Below are 22411 nucleotides of genomic sequence, written 5' to 3'. Positions count from 1 at the left end.
ACTTTCAAGGTTGTGTCTCGATGTGCATGGTTGGGCGAAACTGTAGGGCAAGTGCGGTAAGCTGTGAAATCGAAAATTCAAATGAATTGATTTGAAATGCAGATCAATATATCCACCCGCCACCTGCGTGCCTTCATCACGCTGGTGGGTGAGCGCAACTTCACCCGCGCGGCAGCGGCCAGCCACCTGTCCCAGCCGGCATTCAGCGCGCTGATCCGCCAACTCGAAGAGTCGCTGGGCATCCGCCTGTTTCAGCGCAGCACGCGTGTGGTCGAACTGACGTCTGAAGGCATCGAGTTCGAGGCGTCGGCGCGGCAGATACTCGACAGTGTGGAGGCGGCGCTGGCCAGCGTGAACGACAGCGCCACCTTGCGCAGGGGGCGCGTCTCGGTGGCGCTGCTACCTTCATTGGCGGCGGACTGGTTGCCTGCGGTGCTGGCCGGGTTTCGGGCCAAGTACCCGGGGGTGGAAACGCAGGTGGCCGATGTGTTGTCGGAACCCTGCATCGAGGCCGTCCGCAGCCAGCGCGCCGACTTCGCGCTGGCTGCCACGCGCGCCGACACCTCGGAGCTGCGGGCAGAGCGTTTCTGCAGCGACGGCTTCCACCTGGTGTGCCCGCTGAGGCACCCGCTGTTGGAAATGGCGCAAGTTCGCCCCAAAGACGTGGCGGCCTGGCCCTTCATCCACCTGTCGCGCACCTCCAGTGTGCGCCAGTACATTGATGCGGCGACCAATCCGCGCACCTTTGCATCCATTCTCGAGGTGGACCAGCTCGCAACGGTCAGTGGCATGGTCAGGGCGGGCCTGGGCGTCAGCATCGTGCCGGCACTGGCGCTGTACCAGTTCAGGTCGCCGCAGTTGGCCACGCGGCCCATCCGCTGGAAGGGCCTGACGCGCACCATCTACCTGGTGCAAAGGAGGGATCGCTCGCTGTCCATCGCGGCACAGGCATTCAAGGATTGGCTGCTGGCCCACCCGCCGCATATCGTTGAAGCAGCCTAGGCGCGCGCCAGTCCCCGCCAACACCCTGGCCGGCCCTGGGGAGGCGCTGATTAAGTCCTCGTCATGCGCGTTCGACTCAAAATCGGATGATTTGCCCGCCAACATGATGCAGCCGGTACTGAATGTACCGGCAAGGCATTTGGTGGGCAAAGGGCCGGTTTTGAGCCGAACCCGAAGGGGCGGTGTTTTGCGGGCGATGCGCGGCGTTGCCAAACCAGGCAAGGCGTTCAGCCTTGCCTTGGGTTTGGCGCCTTGCGCCTCATCCCGCAAAACGCCGCCGCGCACGACGAGGATTTAATCAGCGCCTCCCTAGCCAATGCCAGCAACAACGCGTAGCATGGCGCCATCCATCCAAGGAGGAATGACCATGCGCAAGTTGCTGCTGCTGTGGGTCGGCGTGCTGGCGTTGCTGTGCGGCGCCGCTGTCCAGGCCAAGGTGCTGGGTGTGGAGTTCAACTTCGCGGCGTTCACCGGTGACCTGGCCAAGGACAAGGTGGAACTGGTGCCGGGCAAGGTGGTGGTGTTCGTCAACAACGTGCCGGTGGCGCAGCAGGACATTTCCAAGCAGAGCGTGCCGGTGATCTTTGACAACCGCGAGGTCGGTGGCGCGGTGTGGATCACCGCCAAGTCCATGGGGCCGTCGCTGCGGCGCGGCAAGAACAAGCTGCGCGTGGAGTTCCAGCCCGCCGGCGCCGCGCCTTATGCGATGCAACTGCGCTGGGCCTTCGTCACCGACCAGGTCAAGCGCACCGAGACCGGCCCTGGCCAGGGCAGCGCCACCAACCAGGCCGACGAGGGCGCCGACAACCGCAAGGGCCTGACCGGCAAACTGGTGGTGGAGCGCGAATTCAGCGCCGATTTCCCCGACGACCTGCCCTGGCACCGTTATCCGCCGGTGACGGCGCTGACCGATGCCGACAAGCAGGCGCTGGCCGCGCTGGTGGCGGCGCGCGCGCAGACCTTCAAGCCCGACTTCGCGGCGGTCTACCAGATGCTGGACAAGGCCAGCGTGCCCGGCATGCAGTTGAACGTGGCCGGCATCAAGAAGTCCAAGGTCCTGGATCAGGGCTACGCGGCCGGTGTGCGCATTACCGCGCCGGCGGTGGACAAGATCGAATTCACGTTGACCGGCAACCCCGAAGTGGTGCTGCGCGGCAACAAGGGCGCCGACCTGTACCCGATGGACGTCGCGGCCATCAAACGCGTCAAGGGCGAGGAGGCGCGGTTCGGCGTCGGCATGGTGCTTAGCGTGCTGTACCCGCAGCAGATGGTGGTGGTGCGCGACCCGGCCGGCCAGTGGCAAGTGGCGTACTAACTGGCCCCCGCGTCCGGCACTGCGTGTCCGTCCTGCTTCAGGACTGCAACTGCAGCGTCTTGACGATGCGGTTCTCGTTCTTCTCCCCGGCACCGCTGGAGTTGCTGTGCGATTCTCGGCGCACCGTCAGCAGCCGGTCGCCGACCTGGGTGTAGACGCGCTCGTCCTCGGTTTTTGACTCGAAGCTGACCACCACGAAGGCGCGGCCCGACACGCTGTCGCGCCGCTTGCTGGCCAGCGGCGTGCCATCGGCGCCGATCCACACCTCCAGCACACTCTCGAAATTCTTCACGTACTTGCGGTCCTTGTCGCTGAGCTTGTCCACCGAGTACTCGAACGTCAGCTGCCGCGCCGGCTTGCCGTTGTAGGTGTCGGCCTTTTCGCTTTTGAAGCTGGCCTCCTCGATGTCGCGCGCCAGTTGTGCGGCGCTGGACAGCAGCGGGTTCAGTTCGGTGGAGCGCATCTCGCGCAGCGCCAGCAGGGTGGGGGTTTTGCTTTTGTTGGGATCCTTGCTGCTGGCGCGTTCCTCCTGTTCCACGCGGGCCAGCAGTTCACGCGTGTACAGCACCTGCAGGCCACGCGCGCCGTCTTCCATGCTGATGCTGGCCTGGCCATTGCGCTCCTGCGCGTCCTTGCCCTCGCCATTGCGTTGCCAGGTCTTCACCTCCAACTGGGCCTTCACCGGTGTCTGGCCTGGCAGGCGCGCTAGCGCGGCCTTCAGGTCGCCCAGGCCGTCTGCATGGGCGGCGGCGCCCAGCAAGGCGGCGGCGGCGATCAGCCCGTGCAGGATGTGGTGTTGAGTGGAGCGGATGAATCGCATGCATTGTCCAGTTGGTGAATGACAAGGTGCGCAGTGTGCGCGGACAACGCCACGGGCGCCACGGTGTCGGCCAAAGCAGCGCTGCACGGATTGCACGGTACTGGAATCTGCTACCTTGGGCCTCCCGCGCCCGGCGGCCAAGCCGTTACAGCCAATGCACGGCGTTGCGGTAGGCATGCCAGCTGGCGTGGCCCAGCAGCGGCCCCACCAGCAGCAGGCCCAGGCACCATGGGCTCAGCAGCGCCAGCGCCACCAGCGCCGTGATCTGCAGGCCCCACAGCAGCATCACGCCGGTGTTCTGATACACCACCTGCACGCTGGTGACCGAGGCGCTGATGCCGTCCAGGTCACGGTCCAGGATCATCGGCATGGAGACCACCGAGATGCTGAAGACCAGGGCGGCAAACACGCCGCCCACCGCCGTGTAGGCGGCTACGAACTGCCAGTTCTGCGGGTTGAAGATGGCCTCAATCACGCTGCTGGTGGAGGGCATGCCCGTGTTGAAGGCGATGGCGAACACCACCAGCGAGGCGCGGCCCCACAGCAGTTCCAGCACCATCAGCACCAGCACCATCAGGCCCATGCTGGGCAGGTGACGCTCCCAGCAGGTGGCGGTGGCGCCCAGCGTCACCGGCAGGCCTTGCTCCTGCCGGCGGCTGCTGTCGTACAAGCCCATGGCCAGGAAGGGGCCGACCAGCAGGCAGCCGGAGGCGAATGACATGGTGTATTGCGGCTGGCTGCGGAACACCGCGCCCAGCAACAGCGCCATCAACCAGAAGCAGGCGCCATAGAACAGGCTGATGCCCGGGTGGCGCCGCAGGTCGCGCCAGCCCGCGCGCAACCAGCGGATGCCATCGCCAGGGCGCAACGCCTCCAGCCGCTTGCTGGGGGCGGAAGAGGGCGGAGGCACATACAGGGGCGCCTCGTGCGCCAGGTGCTCGTTGGGGGGCGTGGCGGGTTTCTCCATGGCGGTGAGCCTAGGGCCAGCAGGAGGGCTTGGCTACTGCGGTTATCACTGAGTGGCCGCATTGGTCTGGCTGAAGGGGAGGGGTTTGCTGCCGGCCGGTGGACCTGTCCGACACCGGGCGTCGCGGCCAAGCGCATTTGGTTACGGTACCATATTCGTTGCGGGGAAGGCGCCGTCTTCACCCCTGAACCCCCATGATGTCGTCCATGCCTTCCCACCTGTTTGCCACCTGCCTTCACCGCTTAGCCTTGGCCTGGTTGCTGGCCGCGTCGGCTTGCGGCCAGGCCGCTGCCGCCGACGTGGAGGCGCTGACCGAAACGCTGCCCCCGTTGAGCTACGAGGTCAACGGCCGGGTGGTGGGCTTTTCCAGCGAATTGTTGGACATGATGGCGCTTGATGCTGGCATCAGCATGAAAAAACAGGTGCTGCCCTGGCAACGCGCCTATGAGATCGTCGGCCGCCAGAGCAACACGTTGATCTATTCACTGGTGCGCACGCCGGAGCGCGAGGCCTTGTTCCAATGGGTTGGCCCCATCAGCACCCGGCGGATGATGGTGTACAAGCACCGGGATCGCACGGACATCGCGGTGAAGACGCTGGACGACGCGCGGGCCTACCGCATCGGCGTCACGCTGGAATCGGCGGCCGCCAGGAGCCTGGCGCAGCAGGGTTTTCCACGCGCGGGCGGCCAGCCAATGCAAGCCAGCGGGCCGGGGGCCGGGCTGGACATGGGGCTCAATGACCAGATCAACGTGAAGAAATTCCTCGCCAGGCGTTTCGATCTGCTGGTGATGCTGGACTGGGCCGCCGCCTACCATGCGCGCAACGAGGGCTTGGACCCGGAGGAGTTCCAGCCGGTGTTGGTGCTGGACGACGCCAGCAGCTACTGGTATGGCGTCAGCCTGAGCACCCCACCCGAGGTGGCGAAAAGGCTCAACGCGGCCTTGCAGAAGATCAAGAGCGACGGCCGTTACCAGCAGTTGCGTCAGAAGTACCTGTCCAAGTCCGCGAAGTAGCTGGCGCGCCCGCGGTCGCAAATTCCCTTGGGGCGGCCCGGCGGGAACTCACAACCGTCGCAGCGGCAGCTTCTTCCACACCAGCCGGTAGTAGGTGGTCTGCAACGCCAGCATGGCGGTGAAGGCCACTGGGTAGGCCATCCATACGCCATCCAGCCCGAACTGACGACTCAGCAACCAGGCGGCGGGCACCTGCACGCCACCGATGGCGAGCATGGACAGGGCGGTCGGCACCAGCACCACGCCGCTGGCCCGCATCAGGCTGGACAGCACCATGGACATGCCCATCACCACGCAGCTCCACAGCATGATGTGCAGCAGCCCCTGGGCGATATTGACCACCGCCGGGTCGGTGATGAACAGGCCCAGCACCGGGCGGGAGAAGGCATAGCCCAGCAGCACCAGGGAGCCGGTCAGCAGCAGGTTCATCACCATGCCGGTGCGGGCGATGTGGCCCAACGTGTGGCCGCGCCCGGCGCCAATGGCCTGGGCGCCGAAGATGGAGCAGGTGATGGCGATGGACATGGCCGGAAACTGCGCGTACGACACGATCTGGTTCACCGCGCCATAGGCCGCGGTGGCCTGCGAGCCAAAGCCGTTGACCAGGAACAACACCGCCACTTCGGAGATGGAGATGGTGATCATGGTCAGCGCAGTGGGCAGGCCCACACGCAAGATGCTGCCCAGCAGCGCGCGCCGGACGCGCAGGTGGGGCTGCAGCGCGGCGTTGGGCGCCAGCACGTGGCCCTGGCGGTGCAGGCGCCAGACCAGCCACAGCAGCGCCGCCCCTGTGGACAGCAGCGACGCCCAGGCACTGGCGGCCACGCCCAGGCGCGGCAGGCCGGCCCAGCCAGCAATCAGCGCGGGTGTCAGCAGCAGGCCCACGGCGGTGGACACCACCAGCGTCAGCAGCGGCGTCTTGGCGTCGCCCACACCGCGCAGCATGGACGTGATCAACAGCAGCAGGAAGAGCAGTGGCGCAGAAAACAACATCACCCGCGCGTAGCTGGCTGCCTCTGGCAGCACGTCGGCCGGCGTGCCCAGAAGATGCAACAGCGGCCCGGCCAACGGCCCGCCGAACAAGGCCACCAGCACGCCCATCAGCAGGCCCACGCTGAGCATGGTGCCGGCCACCGCGCGCACGCGCTCGTAATCCCTGGCTCCCCAGGCCTGGCCTATCAGCACCGCCGCACCGGAGCCCAGGCCAATCATCACCGCGATCAGCAGAAACAGCAGCGGAAAAACGGACGACACCGCCGCCATGGCCTGCACACCCAGCATCTGGCCCAGGTAGATGTTGTTGACGGTGCCCGACATGGACTGCAGCACGTTGCTGGCCAGCATAGGCACCATGAAGCCCAGCATGTGCTTCCACAGTGTTGGCGCGGGCTGTGCCGGCGGCGCGGCGCCCAACGGGCGCGCAGGGAGAGAGGAAGAGGGGGTACTCATGGAAACACTCACAAAAACAGGGAGAAAGAAAAAAAAGCGCTGGCTCAGTTGCCGAACACCGGCGCCATCAGCTTGAACAGGTGCTTGCGCACGTCGGCCGGCCAGGCGCCGGTGTGGGCGTCCAGGCGCAGCGGGTCGGCGGCAAACAGCGCCCGGCTGGCTTCCTCGAAACCCGGTAGATCGCCGGCGATGAGGGACATGAACTTGTAGGCGGTGTTGGTGGCCTGCTTCAGCCGGTCACGCACCTCGTGTTCGCGCCGCGCGCTGTCGACCAGCTTGCGCAGTGCCACCGAGGCGCCGCCCGGCTGCGTGGCCAACCATTCCCAATGGCGCGGCAGCAGTGTGATCTCGCGCGCCACCACGCCCAGCCGGGGGCGGCCGGGGCCGCGCGCGGCTTCTGCGGCCGGCATGTCGTGTTGCGGCGCCGGCTCGGCAGCGGTGGGGGGTGCTTCAGAGACGGCGGGGCCAGCCTGCTCGCGCAGCCGCTGGACAAACACCTGCTCTGAGCCGCGCCAGTCCAGCTCCAGCACCTCGCTGCTGCTGTCCTGCAGCACCAGCACGGGCAAGGGCCGTTCCAGATGGGCGCTGGCGTCCAGTGCGCGTTTGGCGATCAGCGCCACGTGTTCCAGCGTGCCGCTGCCAATGCAACGGTGACCTTCAAAGACTGTACAGGGGGTATCCAGGGCGAACATCATTTAATCCGGGTAAATTCGAGTGAATGGATTTTATACGGGTTTAATTTGGTCTGTCAATATTACCCGGTTAAAATTAGTCGACGTCCAGCAAATCGCGTCCCCAGACCTGGCGAAACAGGAACAGCAGCGCTTGCAGGGCCTGGCGGTGGCCGGCCGGCGACAGGCGCGGCCGCTCTGCCAGCGTGGCCAGGAAGGCGTTGACTTCGGCCGTGCCCAACTCGTGCAGCGGCCAGACCTGGCCGGGCGACTGTTGCTGAGCCTGATGCCAGCGCAGGAAGGCGCGCGCCCAGCGCAGGTAGCTGGTCTCGGTCTGCGCGCTATAGTGAAACAGGCGCACACGCTCACGCAGCTGTTCCAGCACCTGCCGGGTTTCGTTGTGAGGCATCGCCAGGTGTCCAAAACCTAGATATCTGTACATTTATACAGTATATTTGGCGAAGCCGGTCATCGCAAGTTTTTTCGTGACCGTGCCTTTGATACCAGGAGGAATCCCCATGCCCCTTGCCCGTCGCACCGTCGTCACCGCGCTCGTCGCCGCCCCCTTGGCCGCATGCCAATCTGTTGCAACCCAACCCCTGAAGGAATCAACACCCATGTATGGCTTGATTGGAAAATTCCGCTGCCAAAGCGGCCAGCGTGATGCGCTGGCCGCCATCCTGACGCAGGGCACAGGGGCCATGCCCGGCTGCCTGAGCTACATCGTCGCGGCCGATGCCACCGACCCCGATGGCCTGTGGGTCACCGAGGTGTGGGACTCGGCCGCCAGCCACAAGGCGTCGCTGTCCTTGCCGGCGGTGCAGCAGGCCATTGCCAAGGGGCGGCCGCTGATTGCCGGTTTTGGCGAACGCTTCGAGACCCGCCCGCTGGGTGGCACCGGCCTGGCTGCAAAGTAGCAGCAAAGGGCGTAGCATGCGCCTGTACGAGGAGGACACCATGTCGTCAAGCGATCGCATCCTGGGGCTGAGTCTGGTGCCGCGCATCGCGCTGGCCGCCGTGCTGCTGGGGGCTGGTGCAGCGGTGCTGGCCAAGCAATGGCTGCCGCACAAGCCGTTGTTGCAAAGCTGGCTGCAGGTCGGTCTTGGTGTGGGCACCGTGGTGCTGTGTCTCATCGTGGCAACCCTCATCACACTGAGCTTGATGCAATGGATGCTGCGGCACGGTGGCATAGACACGCAGTGGCTGTGGTTCTCCAGCGATCCCCCCGGTCTCGAGCGGCCGCGTCGCTGAAAGCGCCCCTGCTGTGTTGATCCAGGGCAGCTGCCATTGCGGCAACATCGCGTTTGAACTGAGCTGGCAGCCGGAGCCGGAGTACATTCCGGCGCGGGCTTGCGATTGCTCGTTTTGCACCAAGCATGGCGGTGTGTGGACGTCCAACCCGGCGGGCGCCTTGCGCGTGCGGGTGCGCGACGCTGCGCGCGTTAATCCCTACGTGTTTGGCAGCCGCACCGCCACTTTCCACGTCTGCGCTCAGTGCGGCATCGTGCCGGTGGTGACCAGCGTGGTCGCGGGCCGGCTGTATGCGGTGGTCAGCGTGCATGCGTTCAACAATGTCGAGCCTGGCAGACTGCGCCAGGCCAGCGCTTCGTTCGATGGCGAGAGCACCGAGCAACGCCTGGCGCGGCGCGCGCGCAACTGGATTGCCGATGTCCGTTTCGAATCGGTGCCCGACAACGAGAGGGAGACGTGATGGACGATTCCGTGTTGTCGCTCAGTCAATGGCTTCTCCACCGGGCTGATCAGCCTGTGGGCCGGCATCACCGTGCGCCAGCAGGGCACGCTGGTGTACCTGCTGGCCCTGGGCGTGCTGCTGGCCGGTGTGGGCCGGCTGGTGTCCATACGCAAGGTGGGGCTGCCGCAGCCCGCAGTGGTGTGGCTGGGCTATCTGGTGCCTGAACTGCTGCTGCCGTTTGTGATCTCCGGCGCCCAGTACGCCGGGCACTGAGCGCGGCTGACCAGCCGGCCCCATGCCGCTTAAACGCGCCGGCTCAGTGCCGGGGTTCTTGCGAACTGCTGCTGCCCTGCGCCATGCGCCAGGCGCGCGGGGCCAGCACGGTCAGGCTGTCATTGCGGCGCTGTGTCACGCGGCCGGCCACGCGGCGGCGCTCCGGCACGGGCAGGGCCGGGCCCGTGGCCGTCTTGGCTTCGTGCGTGGCGATTTCCTGCTGCAGTTGCTGCACGACAGCGTCTTGCTCGCCGTAGCGCGCCCGGAGTTTGCTCAACACGTGTTGCAGGTTGCCTAGGTGTCTGGACATGTCGTTCTCCACGATTGCGGCTGATGTTACGCGCTGGCGGCAAGCCCCACCAATCACTTTTCGCAATATCAGGCCGGGGTTTGTGTGAATGTCGTCATAACCCAGCTTACGCGTCATCAAATAGTCATGAATCGGTCATGGATTTGAAATTTCAAGCTTACAAAATGACGCAATGTGGCCTGAATCCGTATTGCAAGACCGTCCCCTGGTACGCTTTCGTACTCCCGCTTCCTCTGGCGCTGCTGATGCCTGGCCTGGTGACGATCTGGCGGCCATGCCCGGTGCCATCGTGCGGGGCAAGGGGCCGCTGGCCGCCTTCTTGCGTGAGCACCCGCTGCATACGGTGTTCCAGCCCATCGTCAAGCTGGACGGTGGCCAGACCCATGCGCATGAGGCGCTGGTGCGCGGCCCGGCCGGCAGCCCTTACGAGTTTCCTGACGCGCTGTTTCGTGCCGCCCAGCAGGAAGACCTGACGCCCGAGCTGGAGCGGCTGTGCATGGTCACCGCGCTGCGCTGCTGGTCGCAGCAGCAGCAGGCCGGGCGGTTGTTCCTGAATATCAGCGCCCAGGTGCTGATTTCCACGTGGCGCCAACGCGGGCGCGAGGCGCTGGTCTCGTTCCTGATCGGCCAGGGCCTGATGCCGCGCATGCTGGTGCTGGAGATCACCGAGCACGAGCGCGTGACCGACATGGACGAGTTGGCCGCCGTGGTGGCCGAAGTGCATGCCGCCGGCATGTCGCTGGCGCTGGATGACTTTGGCGACGGCCGCTCCAGCCTGCGTCTGTGGTCGCAGCTGAAGCCCGAGATCGTCAAGACCGACAAGTACTTCACCAAGGACGTCAGCAGCAACGCCGACAAGCTCAAGACGCTGCAAGCACTGCAGCAGATCGCTGCCGTGTTCAACACCGAGCTGGTGGCTGAAGGCGTGGAAACGCTGGACGACCTGCGCGTGCTGCGTGACCTGGGCATCCACTATGGCCAGGGCTACCTGCTGGGCCGACCCAGCCCCTCGGGCGAGCACACGCTGGCGCCGGCACCCCTGGAGGTGCTGATGGACCGCCGCGTGGCGGTGTTCCCCGAACTGGGCCGGCGCATCTACGGCGGTCAACTGCGCACGGTGGCGGTGATGACGCCGCCCACGGTGACGGCCAAGGCCACCATCGACGAGGCCGCCAAGCTTTTCCTGGCCAACCCCGATGTGCATGCCATGGCGCTGCTGGAGGGCGAGCGGCCGGTGGGCATCATCAACCGCCAGCAGTTCATGAACGACTACGCCAAGCCCTACTACCGCGAGGTCTGGGGCCGCAAGTCCTGCGTGGCGCATGCCAACCTGGAGCCGCGTGTGATCGAACGCGAGCATGACGTCGACCAGCTGATCGGCATACTCACCTCGCAAGACCAGCGCTACCTGAACGATGGTTTCATCGTGGTGGAGAACGGCCGCTACGTGGGCCTGGGCAGCGGCGACCAACTGGTGCGCTCGGTCACCGAGACGCGCATCGAGGCGGCGCGCCACGCCAACCCGCTGACCTTCCTGCCCGGCAACATCCCGTTGACCCAACACATTGAACGTTTGCTCAAGAGCGGCGCCAACTTCGTCGCTCGCTATGCTGACCTGAACCATTTCAAGCCCTTCAACGATCGCTACGGCTACTGGCGCGGCGACGAGATGCTGCGCCTGCTGTCGCGCACCGCGGTGGAGCATTGCGACCAGCGGCGCGACTTCGTTGGCCACGTGGGCGGCGACGATTTCGTCATCCTGTTCCAGAGCGAGGACTGGCGCGAGCGCTGCGAGCAGATTGTGGGCACCTTCAACGACCTGGCGCGCCAGCTGTTTGATGAGCAGGCCATGGTCGCCGGCGGCTTTGAGGCCGAGGACCGCTATGGCGAACTGCGCTTCTTCCCGTTGACCACGCTGTCCATAGGCGCGGTGAAGGTGGAGGGCCTGCGCCCGCGCTCGGCCGAGCAGATTGCCAGCCAGGCGGCGCTGGTCAAGCATGTCGCCAAATCCACCGGCAGCGGCTTGGTGGTGCGCAACGCCGCGCTGTCGGCATGAGCGCTGCAGGCGCCGCCCTGCCGCTGACCGCCGGGGCGGCCGGCTACGGCGCCGACCCCTGGGGGCTGGTCTGTGGCTTCGCCTTCGGCGCTGACGGCCAGGCCCAGGCAGCGACGGCGCAGCAGGCGCTGGACCTGTTGGCGAACACCGGGCAAGCCGGCCAGGCCGGCTTCGTCTGGCTGCATTTCAACCTGGCCCATACCGCGTCGGAGAAATGGATACGCGAGCACCTGGCGTTGCCCGAGCTGTTTCACGAGGCGCTGCGCGAGGGTTCGCGCTCGACCCGGGTGGAGCTGAACGATGACACGCTGCTGGCGGTGGTCAACGACGTGCACTACGACTTCGCTTTCGAGCCCGGCGACATCTCCACACTGTGGCTGTCGGTGGGGCCGCGGCTGGTGGTCAGCGCCAGGCTGCAGCCGCTGCGCTCCATCGACCGGCTGCGCGACGCCGTCAAGCACGGTGCGCGCTTGCATTCCAGCGTGGAGCTGCTGGTGCACCTGATGCACGACCAGGGCGACGTGCTGGTCAACATCGTGCGCGGCACCACCCAGCGGGTGGATGAGATTGAGGACCAGCTGCTGTCGGGCCGCTTGGCCAAGAAACGTGCCGACCTGGGCGCGTTGCGCCGCCTGCTGGTGCGCCTGCAGCGCCTGTTGGCGCCCGAGCCGGCGGCGCTGTTTCGCCTGCTGCAAAAGCCGCCGCCCTGGGTGCTGGACAACGACGTGCAGGACCTGCGCCAGTCCACCGAAGAGTTCGGCGTCGCGCTGCGCGACATGGCCGGCCTGCAGGAGCGCATCAAGCTGCTGCAGGAAGAGATTGCCGGCCTGGTGGCCGAAGAAAACAACCGCATCCTGTTCGTGTTGACCATGGTCACGGTGCTGGTGCTGCCCATCAACATCATTTCCGGCTTGTTTGGCATGAACGTGGGCGGTGTGCCGCTGAACCAGCACCCCTGGGGTTTCTGGATCGTTGTCGCCATCGTGGCTTCCTTGACGCTGTTGGCGGTGTACGTTGCCATCCGCAAATGGCGCCAATGAGATGGGCAACACCACGGGCCTGACGCGCAGCTTCCACTGGGTCATTGCGGTGCAGTTCCTGTCGGCCGTGGCCGACAACGCGCTGCTCATCATCGCCATCGCCCGCATGGACGAGCTGGCCGCGCCGGCTTGGGCGGTGCCCCTGCTCAAGCTGTGCTTCACGCTGTGCTACGTGCTGCTGGCGCCTTTCGTCGGTGCGCTGGCCGACCATTGGCCCAAGGGCCGGGTGATGGTGGCGGCCAATGTGCTGAAGACCATGGCCGCGCTGGTGCTGCTGTGCGCCGGCAACCCGCTGCTGGCGATGGTGGTGGCCGGCCTGGGTGCCGCGCTGTATGCGCCGGCCAAGTACGGCCTGCTGTGCGAGATGTTGCCGCCGCAGCTGCTGGTCAAGGCCAACGGCTACTTCGAGGGCAGCACGGTGTGCGCGGTGATCCTGGGCACGGTGCTGGGGGGCTTGTTGGTCAGCCCGGCGTTGCGTGGTCTGGTGCTGCCACAGACCTGGGCCGGCCTGGTGGGATTGGACACCACGCTGTTCGCCGCCATGCTGGCCCTGCTGGCGCTGTACATGCTGGCCACGCTGCTGAACCTGGGCGTGACCGACAGCGGCGTGCGCTATACCCGTCACACGCTGGCGCCGCGCGCGCTGGTGCGCCGTTTCCTGCATGAGAACCGCCTGCTGTGGCGCGACCCGCTGGGCGGCCTGTCGATGGCCGTCACCACGTTGTTGTGGGGCATAGGCGCCACGCTGCAACTTTTGGTGCTGCGCTGGGCCGGCGAGGCCTTGGGCCTGCCGCTGGCGCAGGCCGCCTACCTGCAAGGCGTCACCGCGCTGGGCGTGGTTGCCGGCGCGGTGCTGGCCAGTCACCGCGTCACGCTGGTCGGCGCCCCCCGGCTGCTGCCGCTGGGTATCGTGATGGGGCTGGCGGTGCCCGCGTTGGTGTGGGTGCAGTCCGTGGCGCTGGCGGCGGCGCTGCTGGTTGGGGTAGGGGCCATGGCGGGCTTTTTCGTCGTGCCCATGAACGCGCTGCTGCAGCACCGTGGCCATAGCCTGTTGACCGCCGGGCGGTCGATTGCGGTGCAGGGTTTCAACGAGAACGCCGGCATCCTGGTGATGATGGCGGTGTACGCGGCTGCGGTGGCCTTGCAGGCCTCGCTGCTGCACCTGTTGTGGGGTTTTGGCTTGATGGTGGCGATGGTGATGGCGCTGATCACGCTGCGCCATCATTTGCGGCAGAGGGCGCTGCTGGCGCTGTCTTGAAACCTTCACCAAACCATCATCAGTCTGTTGCACAAGCGCCTTAGTCTTGCGCCTGTGAACGACACCGAAGCCCTCATCGTCGAGTCATACGCCAGCAGGCCGGCCAGCCTGCGGATCGCGTTGGTGACAGAGACCTTTCCGCCCGAAGTCAACGGCGTGGCCATGACGCTGGGCCGACTGGTAGAGGGTGTGTTGGACCTGGGCCACCAGGTGCAGGTGGTGCGCCCGCGCCAGGGCCGCACCGACAGCGCGCGCCAAGATGATTCGCTCAACGAGGTGCTGGCGCGCGGCTTGCCCTTGCCCAGCTATGGCGACTTGCGCTTTGGCATGCCGTCGCAAAACCGCTTGACCAAGCTGTGGCAGGAGCGCCGGCCCGACGTGGTGCACGTGGCCACCGAGGGGCCGCTGGGCTGGACCGCGGTGACGGCGGCGCGCAAGCTCAAGCTGCCGGTCACCAGCAGCTTCCACACCAATTTCCACATCTATGCTGGCCACTACGGCATGGGCCTGCTGAAGGCGCCGGTGGCGGCCTACCTGCGCAAGCTGCACAACCGCACTCAGGCCACGCTGGTGCCCACCAAGTCGATGCAAACCCTGTTGCAGGACCAGGGCTACCGCAATGTGGGCCTGCTGGCCCGCGGTGTCGCCACCGACCTGTTCCTGCCGCAGCAGCGATCGGCGGCGTTGCGCGCCAGCTGGGGTGTGGGCGAGCGCGACCCGGTGGTGGTCCATGTGGGCCGCCTGGCGAAGGAAAAGAACATCGGCCTGGTGCTGAACGCCTTTGCCGCCATCCAGACACACCACGTGGGCGCTAAATTGGTGCTGGTGGGTGACGGGCCCATGCACAAGGCGCTGCGCCAGGCCTGCCCCGAGGCCATCTTTGCCGGCATCCAGAAGGGCCAGGCGCTGGCCGCACACTACGCGTCGGGCGACCTGTTCCTGTTCCCCAGCCTGACCGAGACCTATGGCAACGTGGTGCCCGAGGCACTGGCCAGCGGCCTGGCGGTGCTGGCCTACGACTGCGCGGCGGCGCAGGAGCTGATCCAGCCCGGCTACAACGGCATGCTGGTGTACCCGGGCGACGAGGCGGCTTTCCTGAACGCGGCTGTGGCTTTGGCTGGCGACGCGCAGGCGCTGCAACGCATGCGCGCCAATGCCGCGCCCAGCGTGGCCCACATCGGCTGGAATGCCGTGTTCGAAGGCTTTGTGGCCACGCTGCACAAGGTGCTGGACCAACACGGCAGGTCATTCACCTCGGCAGCCCCACGTGCTGCCCTCAGCGCGATCAACCCAACCAGCGCATGAGCGGCTGGCCCATGCGAATGGCCGCACCCTCCTGCACCCCCTCGCACAGCGCGAAGCCCTTGGGCACCAGCATCACTACGGTGGAGCCATGTTGAAACCAGCCCATCTCCTGGCCTTTGGCAAACGCTGCGTTGCAGGCCATGCGCCTGGGGCCGTCATAGGCCAGGTGCAGCAGCACGTCGAGGAAGTGAAAGCGCATGCTGGCCACCAGGATGGCGGCAATCGGCACCAGCGCGATGCGCTGCGCGCCCATGGGGCCGGCAGCGTCCAGCCGCATGCTGACGCAGGCGCGCTCGTTCTTGCAGAACAGCTTTTCCACGCGCTTCAAGGCGATGGGGTTGACGTTCCAGGTGTCGCCCGAGAAGTACTGCACGTCCTCCACCGTGCCGGCAGCCGGCGCGTGGAAGCGGTGGTACATGCTGGAGGTCAGCCGCAGCGTGACGAACTGGCCGTCGCGCCAGTCGTCCAGGCCCGCGTGCTCGCCCAGCAGGTCCTGCAGCGTGTACGGGAACCCCTTGGCCTGGTAGACCCGCGTGCCCTCGATCGCGCCACTGGCACCCACCAGCGCGTCCACCGGGCTGGCCAGCACCAGCGGATCCATCGCGATCGGGCGGGCACCGGGCTTCAATTCGCGCGTGAAGCAGGCCTGCATGCTGGCAAAGCGCTGTTCCTTGGCCTCGCTCAGGTCCAGGTCAGAGAAGTATTTCCAGATCGCAATGGAGGCCTTGGCCACCAGTGGCTGGCGTATCTGGCTGAAGCGGCCCATGGCTTGCGTGAGCCAGCGGCGCGGCAGGCGGTTGGTGATCAGGAAATTGATGTCTTCCTGGGCCAGGATGTTCTTGATGTGGTGTCGCAGGTTCATGCTGGGACCGCAGTTTGCGACAGTTTGTTGAAGGAGTGATGACAGTCATGGAAACAACCGAATTCAGCACCTGGGCGCTGTGGGGCGCCTTGGGCGGCCTGGGGCTGTACGCAGCGGCGGCGCTGAAGCAGCGCGCCCAGCTGTCGCTGGCCAAGCACCGCTCGCTTACCGGCCACCCGCGCATGGCGCGGCGCATTGCCGCGCTGCTGCCCAGCTACAGCTACGGTGCCAACAAGGTGTTCAGCGTGGACGGTGCGCCCGACGCCGTGCGCCAGCAGCGCACCGCCGCCTTCGCGGCGCTGACGCACGCCTTCGGCACCCGTTTCGCCAGCAGCCGGGCGCAGACCGTCGAGGTGGAGGGCGGCATTTCGGACCTGCAGTTTGTCGGCGCCTACCGGGTGCCGTTCCAGTTCCGCGCCCTGGCGCGCGACGCGCTGAAGATGGGCTCCTTCATGCAGGCCAGCCGGGGCGTGACGGTAACCGACCTGGACGGCAACACGTTTTATGACCTGACCGGCTCCTACGGCGTCAACCTGTTTGGCAACGACTTCTACAAGACCTGCATTGACGAGGGCGCCGACACTGTGCGCGCGCTGGGTCCGGTACTGGGCTCCTACCACCCGGTGGTGGCCGACAACGTGGCGCGCCTCAAAGCCCTGTCGGGGCAGCACGAGGTGTCTTTCCACATGTCCGGCACCGAGGCGGTGATGCAGGCGGTGCGCCTGGCGCGCTACCACAGCGGGCGGCCTAAGCTGGTGCGCTTCTGCGGTGCTTACCACGGCTGGTGGGGCGGCGTGCAGCCCGGCATCGGCAACCCGGTGACACAGAGTGACACCTTGACGCTCAAAGAACTGGACGACACCACGCTGAAAGTGCTGCGCAGCCGTCGCGACATCGCCTGCATCCTGGTCAACCCCTTGCAGGCGCTGCACCCCAACGGCGCCGCGCCCAGCGACTCGGCGTTGCTGGACAGCTCGCGCAGCGCCGGCTTTGACCGCGTGCGCTACACCGCCTGGTTGAAGGAATTGCGCAGCATTTGCAGCGAACGCGGCATCGCGCTGATCTTCGACGAGGTGTTCATGGGCTTCCGGCTGGCACCGGGCGGCGCCCAGGACTACTTCGGCGTGCGCGCCGACATGGTCACCTACGGCAAGACGCTGGGCGGCGGCTTGCCGATAGGTGTGGTCTGCGGCCAGCGCGCGTGGATGAAGCGCTTTCGCGAAGAGGCGCCGGCCGACATCTGCTTTGCCCGCGGCACCTTCAACGCCCATCCCTACGTGATGGGGGCGATGAACGCCTTCCTGCAACGGCTGGACAGCCCCGCCATCCAGCACCTGTACCAGGACCTGGACGGCGTGTGGGACCGCCGCGCCGCGCTGCTGAACCAGCGACTGCAAGATGCCGGCATGCCGGTGCAAGTGGCCAACATGTCGTCGGTGTGGACCGTGCTGTACACCCAGCCGGCCTGCTACAACTGGCTGTTCCAGCACTACCTGCGGCTGGAGGGGCTGGCTTTGAGCTGGGTGGGCACGGGTCGGCTGATCTTCAGCCTGAACTACACCGATGCCGACTTCGAGCAGGTCTGCCAGCGCTTCGTGCGCGCTGCCCAGGCCATGCAGCAGGGCGGCTGGTGGTGGGCGGCCCCAGGCCTGACCAACAAGGGCATCAAGCGGCGCGTGCTGCGCGAGCTGTGGGCGCAGCGGCGCGCAGGCTGAGCGGCAAGGCCATGGCCTGCAACGCAAAAGGCCCCGCGAGGGGCCTTTTCAAGCGCGGTCCCTTGCGGGGCCATTTCAAACGCGTCGGTGCCAGTTGCTCAGGCGTGGCCGGGCTGGCGCGGCTCGATCAGCTCGCCGCGCAGCAGTGCCGCCGGCGCCTTGTGGTACAGCAGGATGTCGTGGAACGGGTCGGTCAGGATCTTGGTCATCCACACCAGGCCAGACTGCACGTCCTTCAGGAAGAACAGGTGCACGGTGCGGAACAACAGGCCGCCCACGCCCACGAACAGCCACAGCCAGCCCACGCTGCGCATGAAGTCCTGGAAGCCCGTGTAGGGGTCCATCAGGCCGAAGAAGCTGGGGCTGGCCCACAGCAGCAGCGGGGCCCCGGCCCAGATGGCCATCAGCACGATCTTGCGGCGCAGGTTGTAGCCGACCTTGATGTTTTCCTTGTGCTCGTGCGTGGCCTGGTTCACGTGGTCGTAGCCTTTGGGCTCGAAGAAGAAATGGCCGGATTGGCGGCTGGTCATGGAGACCAGCCAGGCGATCAGCGCGGCCAGCGCCGGGTCCTTGAACAGGACGGCATAGGCCACCACGAAGCTGATGGCGCTCACCAGGTGCAGCGCCTGGTTGATGCGGCTGTGGTGGTAGTAGCGGTGGTCGTCCCAGCGCTGGATGCGAAGCTCTTCAAAGAAACGTGCCATGGTGTGTCACTCCTTGGCGCGGACTATACGGCCTCATGCATGGCATTTTGATGACATTGAAAATGACAAGAAAAAGTCTGACTTCCCTGTGCCGCCAATTCGCAACGGTACTGGCCACAGCGCTGCTGCTGGGCGCGTGTTTCGCGGCCGCTGCGGCCAACCTGGACGGCACGCATGTCAACGGTACGCTGCGCCTGGGCCAGAGCGACCTGCAACTCAACGGCATGGGCCAGCGCCGCGCAGCCCGGCAGCCAGGCTCGTTTTGTCATATTTCTGACTTTTTGCCTGCCTACAGTCAGTGGCTTGTGCGTGACCGAACCACAGGTGATCCCTTGAATGCCGACCACAGCGAACTGATTGAGCGCATACAGCGCGACTTGCGCGACAGCTACGACGAGGAGCTGGAGCTGGAATTGGAGGACCGCGACCTGGGCATCCCCGGCGCCGAGGGCCGTGGCGAACCCGGCGACGACGAGCGCGCCTATCGCAAGCAGTATTTCCGCGAGCTGTTCCGCCTGCAGGGCGAGCTGGTGAAGCTGCAGGACTGGGTGGTGGCCACCCGGCACAAGGTGGTGATCCTGTTCGAGGGGCGCGACGCCGCCGGCAAGGGTGGCGTCATCAAGCGCATCACCCAGCGGCTGAACCCGCGCGTGTGCCGCGTGGCGGCGCTGCCGGCGCCCAACGACCGCGAGCGCACGCAATGGTATTTCCAACGCTATGTGGCGCACTTGCCGGCGGCTGGCGAGATCGTGCTGTTCGACCGCAGCTGGTACAACCGCGCCGGCGTCGAGCGGGTGATGGGCTTTTGCAATGACGAACAGTACGAGGAGTTCTTCCGCTCGGTGCCCGAGTTCGAGCGCATGCTGGCGCGTTCGGGCGTGCAGGTCATCAAGTACTGGTTTTCGATCTCGGACGAGGAGCAGCAGATGCGCTTCCTGGGTCGCATCCACGACCCGCTGAAGCAGTGGAAGCTCAGCCCCATGGACCTGGAGTCCCGCCGCCGCTGGGAGGACTACACCCGCGCCAAGGAAGTGATGCTGGAGCGCACCCACATCCCCGAGGCGCCGTGGTGGGTGGTGCAGGCCGACGACAAGAAAAAGGCGCGTTTGAACTGCATACACCACCTGCTGGGCCAGATGCCCTACGAGGAGGTGCCGCATGCCGCCATTGCCCTGCCCGAGCGCGAGCGACGCAACGACTATTCACGGCGCGAATTGCCGCAGCAGATTTTCGTGCCCGAGGTGTTCTGAAGGCTCGTCGGCGTAACAAAGGCGTCACAGCACCGGGCTACATTTCTTCACGGGGGCATGGGGCCCCTTGCTTAATCTCGTAGCAGCCGTCGCAAGACGGGTTTGACCCGGCCTCCGTGCCGGGTCTTTTCTTTTCGCCGGCCTCCGTGCAAGTCTTTTCTTTTCGCCGGCCTCCGCGCAAGTCTTTTCTTTTGGACGCCGACTGTGCTTCAATCTGCCATGGCATCCGAGGGCATGTCCCTACAACACCAACACCGGAAGACCTTCTTGCGCGCGCCTTGCGTCCCTGCCGCTGTCTGCCTGTTCGCCGTGCTGGCCATGGCGCCAGCTGCGTATGCGGCCCACCCGCTGCAGACCGAAGACACAGGTACCCAGGGCACCGGCAATGTGGAGCTGGAAAACGGTTTGCTGTGGTCGCGCAGTGCCGGCAACCGCTTGTTCAGCTACCAGCCGCAGTTCTCATGGGGCCTGTCGTCGTCGTTCGACCTGATCGTGCAACCATCTTGGCTCAGCAGCCAGGACAGCGGCAGCCCTGCACAGCGCGGCCGTGGCGACACCAACCTGGACATCAAGTGGCGCTTTGCCGCAGCGCAGCCGTGGTCCCTGGCGCTGCGCGCCGGCCTGACCTTGCCCACCAGCACCAACAACGGCACAGGTGCGCTTGGCCTGCCCGATGGGCGCTACGGCAGTCATGCGCTGCTGGCCGTCACCTGGGACGCCGCCGTGTTCACCATGCATGCCAACCTGGGTCTGGCGCTGAACCCGCAGGGCAGTGGCGCGCGTGCGCGCGTGGCCACGGCGTCGGCGGCGATGATGTGGGTGCTGACGGAGCGGATTGCGTTGACGCTGGACTGCGGCCAGAGCTCCAACCCCGACCCCCGGCGTACCGCCTGGGAAGGCAGCACGCTGGCCGGTGTCATCTACAGCGTGCAGCCCGGCCTGGACGTGGACCTGGGCTACCAGACCAGTTGGCGCGCGGCCCAGCCCTCGCACCAATGGCTGCTGGGGTTGACCTACCGGTTCGCACCCTGAATGCCCCTTGTCCGAGCACGGCTTGATCGGCGCGCCGGTCATTACACTTGCTGCTCTGGCCCGCTGGTGTGCGGGCGCCGGGTTGTCCTGTTTCAGCCCGTGAAAACAACTGTGAGGAGACTGTCATGAAACTGCGCAATCGGGTCCTGGTCATCGTGCTGGTGGCGCTACTGGGTATCGCGGCCACCGGCGCCCTGGGCCTGCAAGCCCTGCGCAGCAACATGCTGGAGGAGCGGCAAGAGCACATCCTGAAGGTGACGCGCCTGGCCACCGGCGTCATGGACCGCTACCAGAAGCAGGAAGCCGCTGGCAAGATGACGCGTGAGGAGGCGCAGGCCAAGGCCAAGGAGGCGCTGTCGGGCCTGCGCTTCGAGGACGACTACCTGTTCGTGCGCACCTTTGACAACCGCATGCTGGTGCACGCCGATCCGGCTCGGGTGGGGCAGGTGGACAAGGGCTCCAAGACGGCGGACGGTCGCCTGACATCAGAGCTCTACGTCGAGGGCCTGGCCAAAAGCGACCGGGTCTACATGGTGGCCTTCGTGCCGCGCCCGGGTGACGCCAGCAAGACGCCGGTGCCCAAGCTGCTGGGCGCAGTGCGCTTCGCGCCCTGGGACTGGATCGTTGGCAACGGCGTCTTCATCGACGACTTCGACAAGGCCTTCTGGTCGCAGGGGCTGCGCTTCATGGCGGTGGGCGGCGCGCTGCTGGCGGTGATGGTGGTGCTGGGCGTGGCCATGATGCGCGCCATACAGCGCCAGCTGGGTGGCGAGCCGCAGTACGCGGCCGAGGCGGTGAACCAGATCGCCAACGGCAACCTGGACCGCGTCATCCGGGTGGATGGCCCGGCCGACAGCCTGTTGGCTGCCATGCACCGCATGCAGGCCAATCTGCGCGACATGGTGCTGCGCATACGCGAAGGCTCCGAATCCATCCAGTCGGCCACTGGCGAGGTGGCCACCGGCAACCAGGACTTGTCCAACCGCACCGAGCAGGCGGCCGCCGCGCTGGAGCAAACCTCTGCGTCCATGCAGCACCTGGCCGACAACGTGCAGCAAAACGCCCAGGCTGCGGGGCATGCCAACCGGCTGGCCGCGCAGGCCTCCGAGGTGGCGCGCCGGGGCGGCGAGGTGGTGTCGCAGGTGGTCAGCACCATGGGCGAGATCAGCGCCTCGTCGAACAAGATCGCCGACATCATCGGCGTCATTGACGGCATTGCCTTCCAGACCAACATCCTGGCGCTGAATGCCGCTGTGGAGGCAGCGCGTGCCGGCGAGCAAGGGCGCGGCTTTGCGGTGGTGGCCGGCGAGGTGCGCAGCCTGGCTGGCCGTTCGGCCGAGGCGGCGCGCGAGATCAAGGCGCTGATTTCGTCATCGGTCAGCAGCGTGGAGGGCGGTGTGCAGCAGGTGCAACGCGCTGGCGGCACCATGCAGGAGATCGTCGCCGCAGTGCAGCAGGTGACCGACATCATCGGCGAGATTTCCGCCGCCACCAACCAGCAAAGTGCCAGCATCACCGAGATCGGTGGCGCCATTTCGCACATGGACCAGATGACACAGCAAAACGCCGCGCTGGTGGAGCAGGGAGCTGCGGCTGCCGCCGCGCTGCGTGAGCAGGCGCAGAGCCTGAACCGCGTCATTGGCGCCTTCCATGTGGCCTGAGCGGTGTTGGCT

The 22411-nt window shown here is 66.2% G+C and carries 24 protein-coding genes; 15 read left to right on the top strand and 9 right to left on the bottom strand.

Features of this window, described 5'->3' with window-relative positions; all coding sequences use genetic code 11:
- The first annotated feature begins 102 nt into the window (after positions 1-102).
- Together AC1DX2_RS23930 and AC1DX2_RS23925 are read left to right on the top strand one after the other, a co-directional pair.
- Entirely contained in the window at positions 103-1002 is a 900-nt protein-coding gene (locus tag AC1DX2_RS23930; RefSeq protein WP_477199046.1) for a LysR family transcriptional regulator, read from the top strand.
- A gap of 367 nt (positions 1003-1369) precedes the next feature.
- Positions 1370-2317: a hypothetical protein gene (locus AC1DX2_RS23925; protein WP_477198937.1), complete on the top strand. Its 948-nt coding sequence runs from the start codon at positions 1370-1372 to the stop codon at positions 2315-2317.
- Positions 2318-2354: 37 nt separating this feature from the next.
- Here AC1DX2_RS23925 and AC1DX2_RS23920 read toward each other — a convergent pair whose 3' ends face one another.
- Both AC1DX2_RS23920 and AC1DX2_RS23915 read right to left on the bottom strand, forming a co-directional pair.
- Positions 2355-3137, bottom strand: coding sequence for a hypothetical protein (locus tag AC1DX2_RS23920; protein ID WP_477198936.1), 783 nt, complete (start codon positions 3135-3137; stop codon positions 2355-2357).
- A gap of 145 nt (positions 3138-3282) precedes the next feature.
- The gene (locus AC1DX2_RS23915; protein WP_477198935.1) at positions 3283-4104 is read right to left on the bottom strand and encodes a DUF2189 domain-containing protein; all 822 of its coding nucleotides are present in this window, start codon (positions 4102-4104) and stop codon (positions 3283-3285) included.
- Positions 4105-4310: 206 nt separating this feature from the next.
- Here AC1DX2_RS23915 and AC1DX2_RS23910 point away from each other — a divergent pair, with 206 nt between their 5' ends.
- Positions 4311-5120 (top strand): substrate-binding periplasmic protein, encoded by an 810-nt coding sequence (locus tag AC1DX2_RS23910; protein WP_477198934.1) that lies wholly within the window; start codon positions 4311-4313, stop codon positions 5118-5120.
- 48 nt (positions 5121-5168) lie between these two features.
- Here AC1DX2_RS23910 and AC1DX2_RS23905 read toward each other — a convergent pair whose 3' ends face one another.
- The 3 genes from AC1DX2_RS23905 to AC1DX2_RS23895 form a co-directional block, all read right to left on the bottom strand.
- Positions 5169-6569 (bottom strand): MATE family efflux transporter, encoded by a 1401-nt coding sequence (locus AC1DX2_RS23905; protein ID WP_477198933.1) that lies wholly within the window; start codon positions 6567-6569, stop codon positions 5169-5171.
- A 44-nt stretch (positions 6570-6613) separates the two neighbouring features.
- Positions 6614-7264 (bottom strand): DUF2239 family protein, encoded by a 651-nt coding sequence (locus AC1DX2_RS23900; RefSeq protein ID WP_477198932.1) that lies wholly within the window; start codon positions 7262-7264, stop codon positions 6614-6616.
- A gap of 73 nt (positions 7265-7337) precedes the next feature.
- Complete coding sequence (locus AC1DX2_RS23895) at positions 7338-7649, bottom strand: phage integrase N-terminal SAM-like domain-containing protein (protein ID WP_477198931.1); 312 nt, start codon at positions 7647-7649, stop codon at positions 7338-7340.
- A gap of 208 nt (positions 7650-7857) precedes the next feature.
- On the opposite strand from AC1DX2_RS23895, the gene AC1DX2_RS23890 reads away from it, so the two are divergent.
- The 4 genes from AC1DX2_RS23890 to AC1DX2_RS23875 are packed head-to-tail and all read left to right on the top strand — an operon-like array spanning position 7858 to position 9206.
- Positions 7858-8157 carry a putative quinol monooxygenase gene (locus tag AC1DX2_RS23890; RefSeq protein WP_477198930.1) on the top strand — a complete coding sequence of 100 codons (300 nt, stop codon included), beginning with the start codon at positions 7858-7860 and terminating at the stop codon, positions 8155-8157.
- 40 nt (positions 8158-8197) lie between these two features.
- Positions 8198-8491 (top strand): hypothetical protein, encoded by a 294-nt coding sequence (locus tag AC1DX2_RS23885; RefSeq protein WP_477198929.1) that lies wholly within the window; start codon positions 8198-8200, stop codon positions 8489-8491.
- 13 nt (positions 8492-8504) lie between these two features.
- A complete protein-coding gene (locus AC1DX2_RS23880) occupies positions 8505-8951 on the top strand; it encodes a GFA family protein (protein ID WP_477198928.1) in 447 nt (148 codons plus the stop codon).
- Positions 8952-8957: 6 nt separating this feature from the next.
- Positions 8958-9206 (top strand): DUF4345 family protein, encoded by a 249-nt coding sequence (locus AC1DX2_RS23875; RefSeq protein ID WP_477199045.1) that lies wholly within the window; start codon positions 8958-8960, stop codon positions 9204-9206.
- Between the two features lie 43 nt (positions 9207-9249).
- Here the strand turns inward: AC1DX2_RS23875 and AC1DX2_RS23870 are convergent, their stop codons facing one another.
- Positions 9250-9516, bottom strand: coding sequence for a hypothetical protein (locus AC1DX2_RS23870; RefSeq protein WP_477198927.1), 267 nt, complete (start codon positions 9514-9516; stop codon positions 9250-9252).
- Positions 9517-9706: 190 nt separating this feature from the next.
- Between AC1DX2_RS23870 and AC1DX2_RS23865 the strand changes: the two genes are divergently transcribed.
- The 4 genes from AC1DX2_RS23865 to AC1DX2_RS23850 are packed head-to-tail and all read left to right on the top strand — an operon-like array spanning position 9707 to position 15175.
- On the top strand, positions 9707-11572 hold the full coding sequence (locus AC1DX2_RS23865) for an EAL domain-containing protein (protein WP_477198926.1): 1866 nt from the start codon (positions 9707-9709) through the stop codon (positions 11570-11572).
- On the top strand, positions 11569-12612 hold the full coding sequence (locus tag AC1DX2_RS23860) for a transporter (protein ID WP_477198925.1): 1044 nt from the start codon (positions 11569-11571) through the stop codon (positions 12610-12612). The genes AC1DX2_RS23865 and AC1DX2_RS23860 overlap by 4 nt, the downstream gene beginning before the upstream one ends.
- 1 nt (position 12613) lies before the next feature.
- Entirely contained in the window at positions 12614-13870 is a 1257-nt protein-coding gene (gene lplT / locus AC1DX2_RS23855; RefSeq protein ID WP_477198924.1) for a lysophospholipid transporter LplT, read from the top strand.
- A gap of 54 nt (positions 13871-13924) precedes the next feature.
- A complete protein-coding gene (locus AC1DX2_RS23850; RefSeq protein WP_477198923.1) occupies positions 13925-15175 on the top strand; it encodes a glycosyltransferase family 4 protein in 1251 nt (416 codons plus the stop codon).
- Here AC1DX2_RS23850 and asd read toward each other — a convergent pair.
- Complete coding sequence (gene asd, locus AC1DX2_RS23845; protein WP_477198922.1) at positions 15156-16037, bottom strand: archaetidylserine decarboxylase; 882 nt, start codon at positions 16035-16037, stop codon at positions 15156-15158. The genes AC1DX2_RS23850 and asd overlap by 20 nt on opposite strands.
- A gap of 47 nt (positions 16038-16084) precedes the next feature.
- Between asd and AC1DX2_RS23840 the strand changes: the two genes are divergently transcribed.
- Entirely contained in the window at positions 16085-17752 is a 1668-nt protein-coding gene (locus AC1DX2_RS23840; RefSeq protein WP_477198921.1) for an aminotransferase class III-fold pyridoxal phosphate-dependent enzyme, read from the top strand.
- A gap of 98 nt (positions 17753-17850) precedes the next feature.
- Here the strand turns inward: AC1DX2_RS23840 and AC1DX2_RS23835 are convergent, their stop codons facing one another.
- Positions 17851-18456: a hypothetical protein gene (locus AC1DX2_RS23835; protein WP_477198920.1), complete on the bottom strand. Its 606-nt coding sequence runs from the start codon at positions 18454-18456 to the stop codon at positions 17851-17853.
- Between the two features lie 23 nt (positions 18457-18479).
- Positions 18480-18803 carry a hypothetical protein gene (locus AC1DX2_RS23830; protein ID WP_477198919.1) on the bottom strand — a complete coding sequence of 108 codons (324 nt, stop codon included), beginning with the start codon at positions 18801-18803 and terminating at the stop codon, positions 18480-18482.
- On the opposite strand from AC1DX2_RS23830, the gene ppk2 reads away from it, so the two are divergent.
- From ppk2 to AC1DX2_RS23815, 3 genes are all read left to right on the top strand, one after another.
- Positions 18789-19706, top strand: a complete 918-nt coding sequence (gene ppk2, locus AC1DX2_RS23825; RefSeq protein WP_477198918.1) for a polyphosphate kinase 2 — start codon at positions 18789-18791, stop codon at positions 19704-19706. The two genes, AC1DX2_RS23830 and ppk2, sit on opposite strands and share 15 nt — an antisense overlap.
- Positions 19707-19940: 234 nt before the next feature.
- Positions 19941-20738, top strand: a complete 798-nt coding sequence (locus tag AC1DX2_RS23820; RefSeq protein ID WP_477198917.1) for a transporter — start codon at positions 19941-19943, stop codon at positions 20736-20738.
- A 125-nt stretch (positions 20739-20863) separates the two neighbouring features.
- The gene (locus tag AC1DX2_RS23815) at positions 20864-22399 is read left to right on the top strand and encodes a methyl-accepting chemotaxis protein (RefSeq protein WP_477198916.1); all 1536 of its coding nucleotides are present in this window, start codon (positions 20864-20866) and stop codon (positions 22397-22399) included.
- The last annotated feature ends 12 nt before the right edge of the window (positions 22400-22411 follow it).

The sequence above is a fragment of the Hylemonella sp. P2_B10 genome, assembly GCF_056404875.1.
The sequence above is the reverse complement of the archived record's forward strand: the minus strand, read 5'-3'. Positions and strand labels throughout refer to the sequence as shown.

Bases quoted from the DNA above. Each gene is read 5' to 3' on its own strand.
- AC1DX2_RS23925 (WP_477198937.1), top strand. From the start codon at position 1,370: ATGCGCAAGTTGCTGCTGCTGTGGGTCGGCGTGCTGGCGTTGCTGTGC.
- AC1DX2_RS23920 (WP_477198936.1), bottom strand. From the start codon at position 3,137: ATGCGATTCATCCGCTCCACTCAACACCACATCCTGCACGGGCTGATC.
- AC1DX2_RS23915 (WP_477198935.1), bottom strand. From the start codon at position 4,104: ATGGAGAAACCCGCCACGCCCCCCAACGAGCACCTGGCGCACGAGGCG.
- AC1DX2_RS23910 (WP_477198934.1), top strand. From the start codon at position 4,311: ATGCCTTCCCACCTGTTTGCCACCTGCCTTCACCGCTTAGCCTTGGCC.
- AC1DX2_RS23905 (WP_477198933.1), bottom strand. From the start codon at position 6,569: ATGAGTACCCCCTCTTCCTCTCTCCCTGCGCGCCCGTTGGGCGCCGCG.
- AC1DX2_RS23900 (WP_477198932.1), bottom strand. From the start codon at position 7,264: ATGATGTTCGCCCTGGATACCCCCTGTACAGTCTTTGAAGGTCACCGT.
- AC1DX2_RS23895 (WP_477198931.1), bottom strand. From the start codon at position 7,649: ATGCCTCACAACGAAACCCGGCAGGTGCTGGAACAGCTGCGTGAGCGT.
- AC1DX2_RS23890 (WP_477198930.1), top strand. From the start codon at position 7,858: ATGTATGGCTTGATTGGAAAATTCCGCTGCCAAAGCGGCCAGCGTGAT.
- AC1DX2_RS23885 (WP_477198929.1), top strand. From the start codon at position 8,198: ATGTCGTCAAGCGATCGCATCCTGGGGCTGAGTCTGGTGCCGCGCATC.
- AC1DX2_RS23870 (WP_477198927.1), bottom strand. From the start codon at position 9,516: ATGTCCAGACACCTAGGCAACCTGCAACACGTGTTGAGCAAACTCCGG.
- AC1DX2_RS23860 (WP_477198925.1), top strand. From the start codon at position 11,569: ATGAGCGCTGCAGGCGCCGCCCTGCCGCTGACCGCCGGGGCGGCCGGC.
- lplT (WP_477198924.1), top strand. From the start codon at position 12,614: ATGGGCAACACCACGGGCCTGACGCGCAGCTTCCACTGGGTCATTGCG.
- asd (WP_477198922.1), bottom strand. From the start codon at position 16,037: ATGAACCTGCGACACCACATCAAGAACATCCTGGCCCAGGAAGACATC.
- AC1DX2_RS23840 (WP_477198921.1), top strand. From the start codon at position 16,085: ATGGAAACAACCGAATTCAGCACCTGGGCGCTGTGGGGCGCCTTGGGC.
- AC1DX2_RS23835 (WP_477198920.1), bottom strand. From the start codon at position 18,456: ATGGCACGTTTCTTTGAAGAGCTTCGCATCCAGCGCTGGGACGACCAC.
- AC1DX2_RS23820 (WP_477198917.1), top strand. From the start codon at position 19,941: ATGTCCCTACAACACCAACACCGGAAGACCTTCTTGCGCGCGCCTTGC.
- AC1DX2_RS23815 (WP_477198916.1), top strand. From the start codon at position 20,864: ATGAAACTGCGCAATCGGGTCCTGGTCATCGTGCTGGTGGCGCTACTG.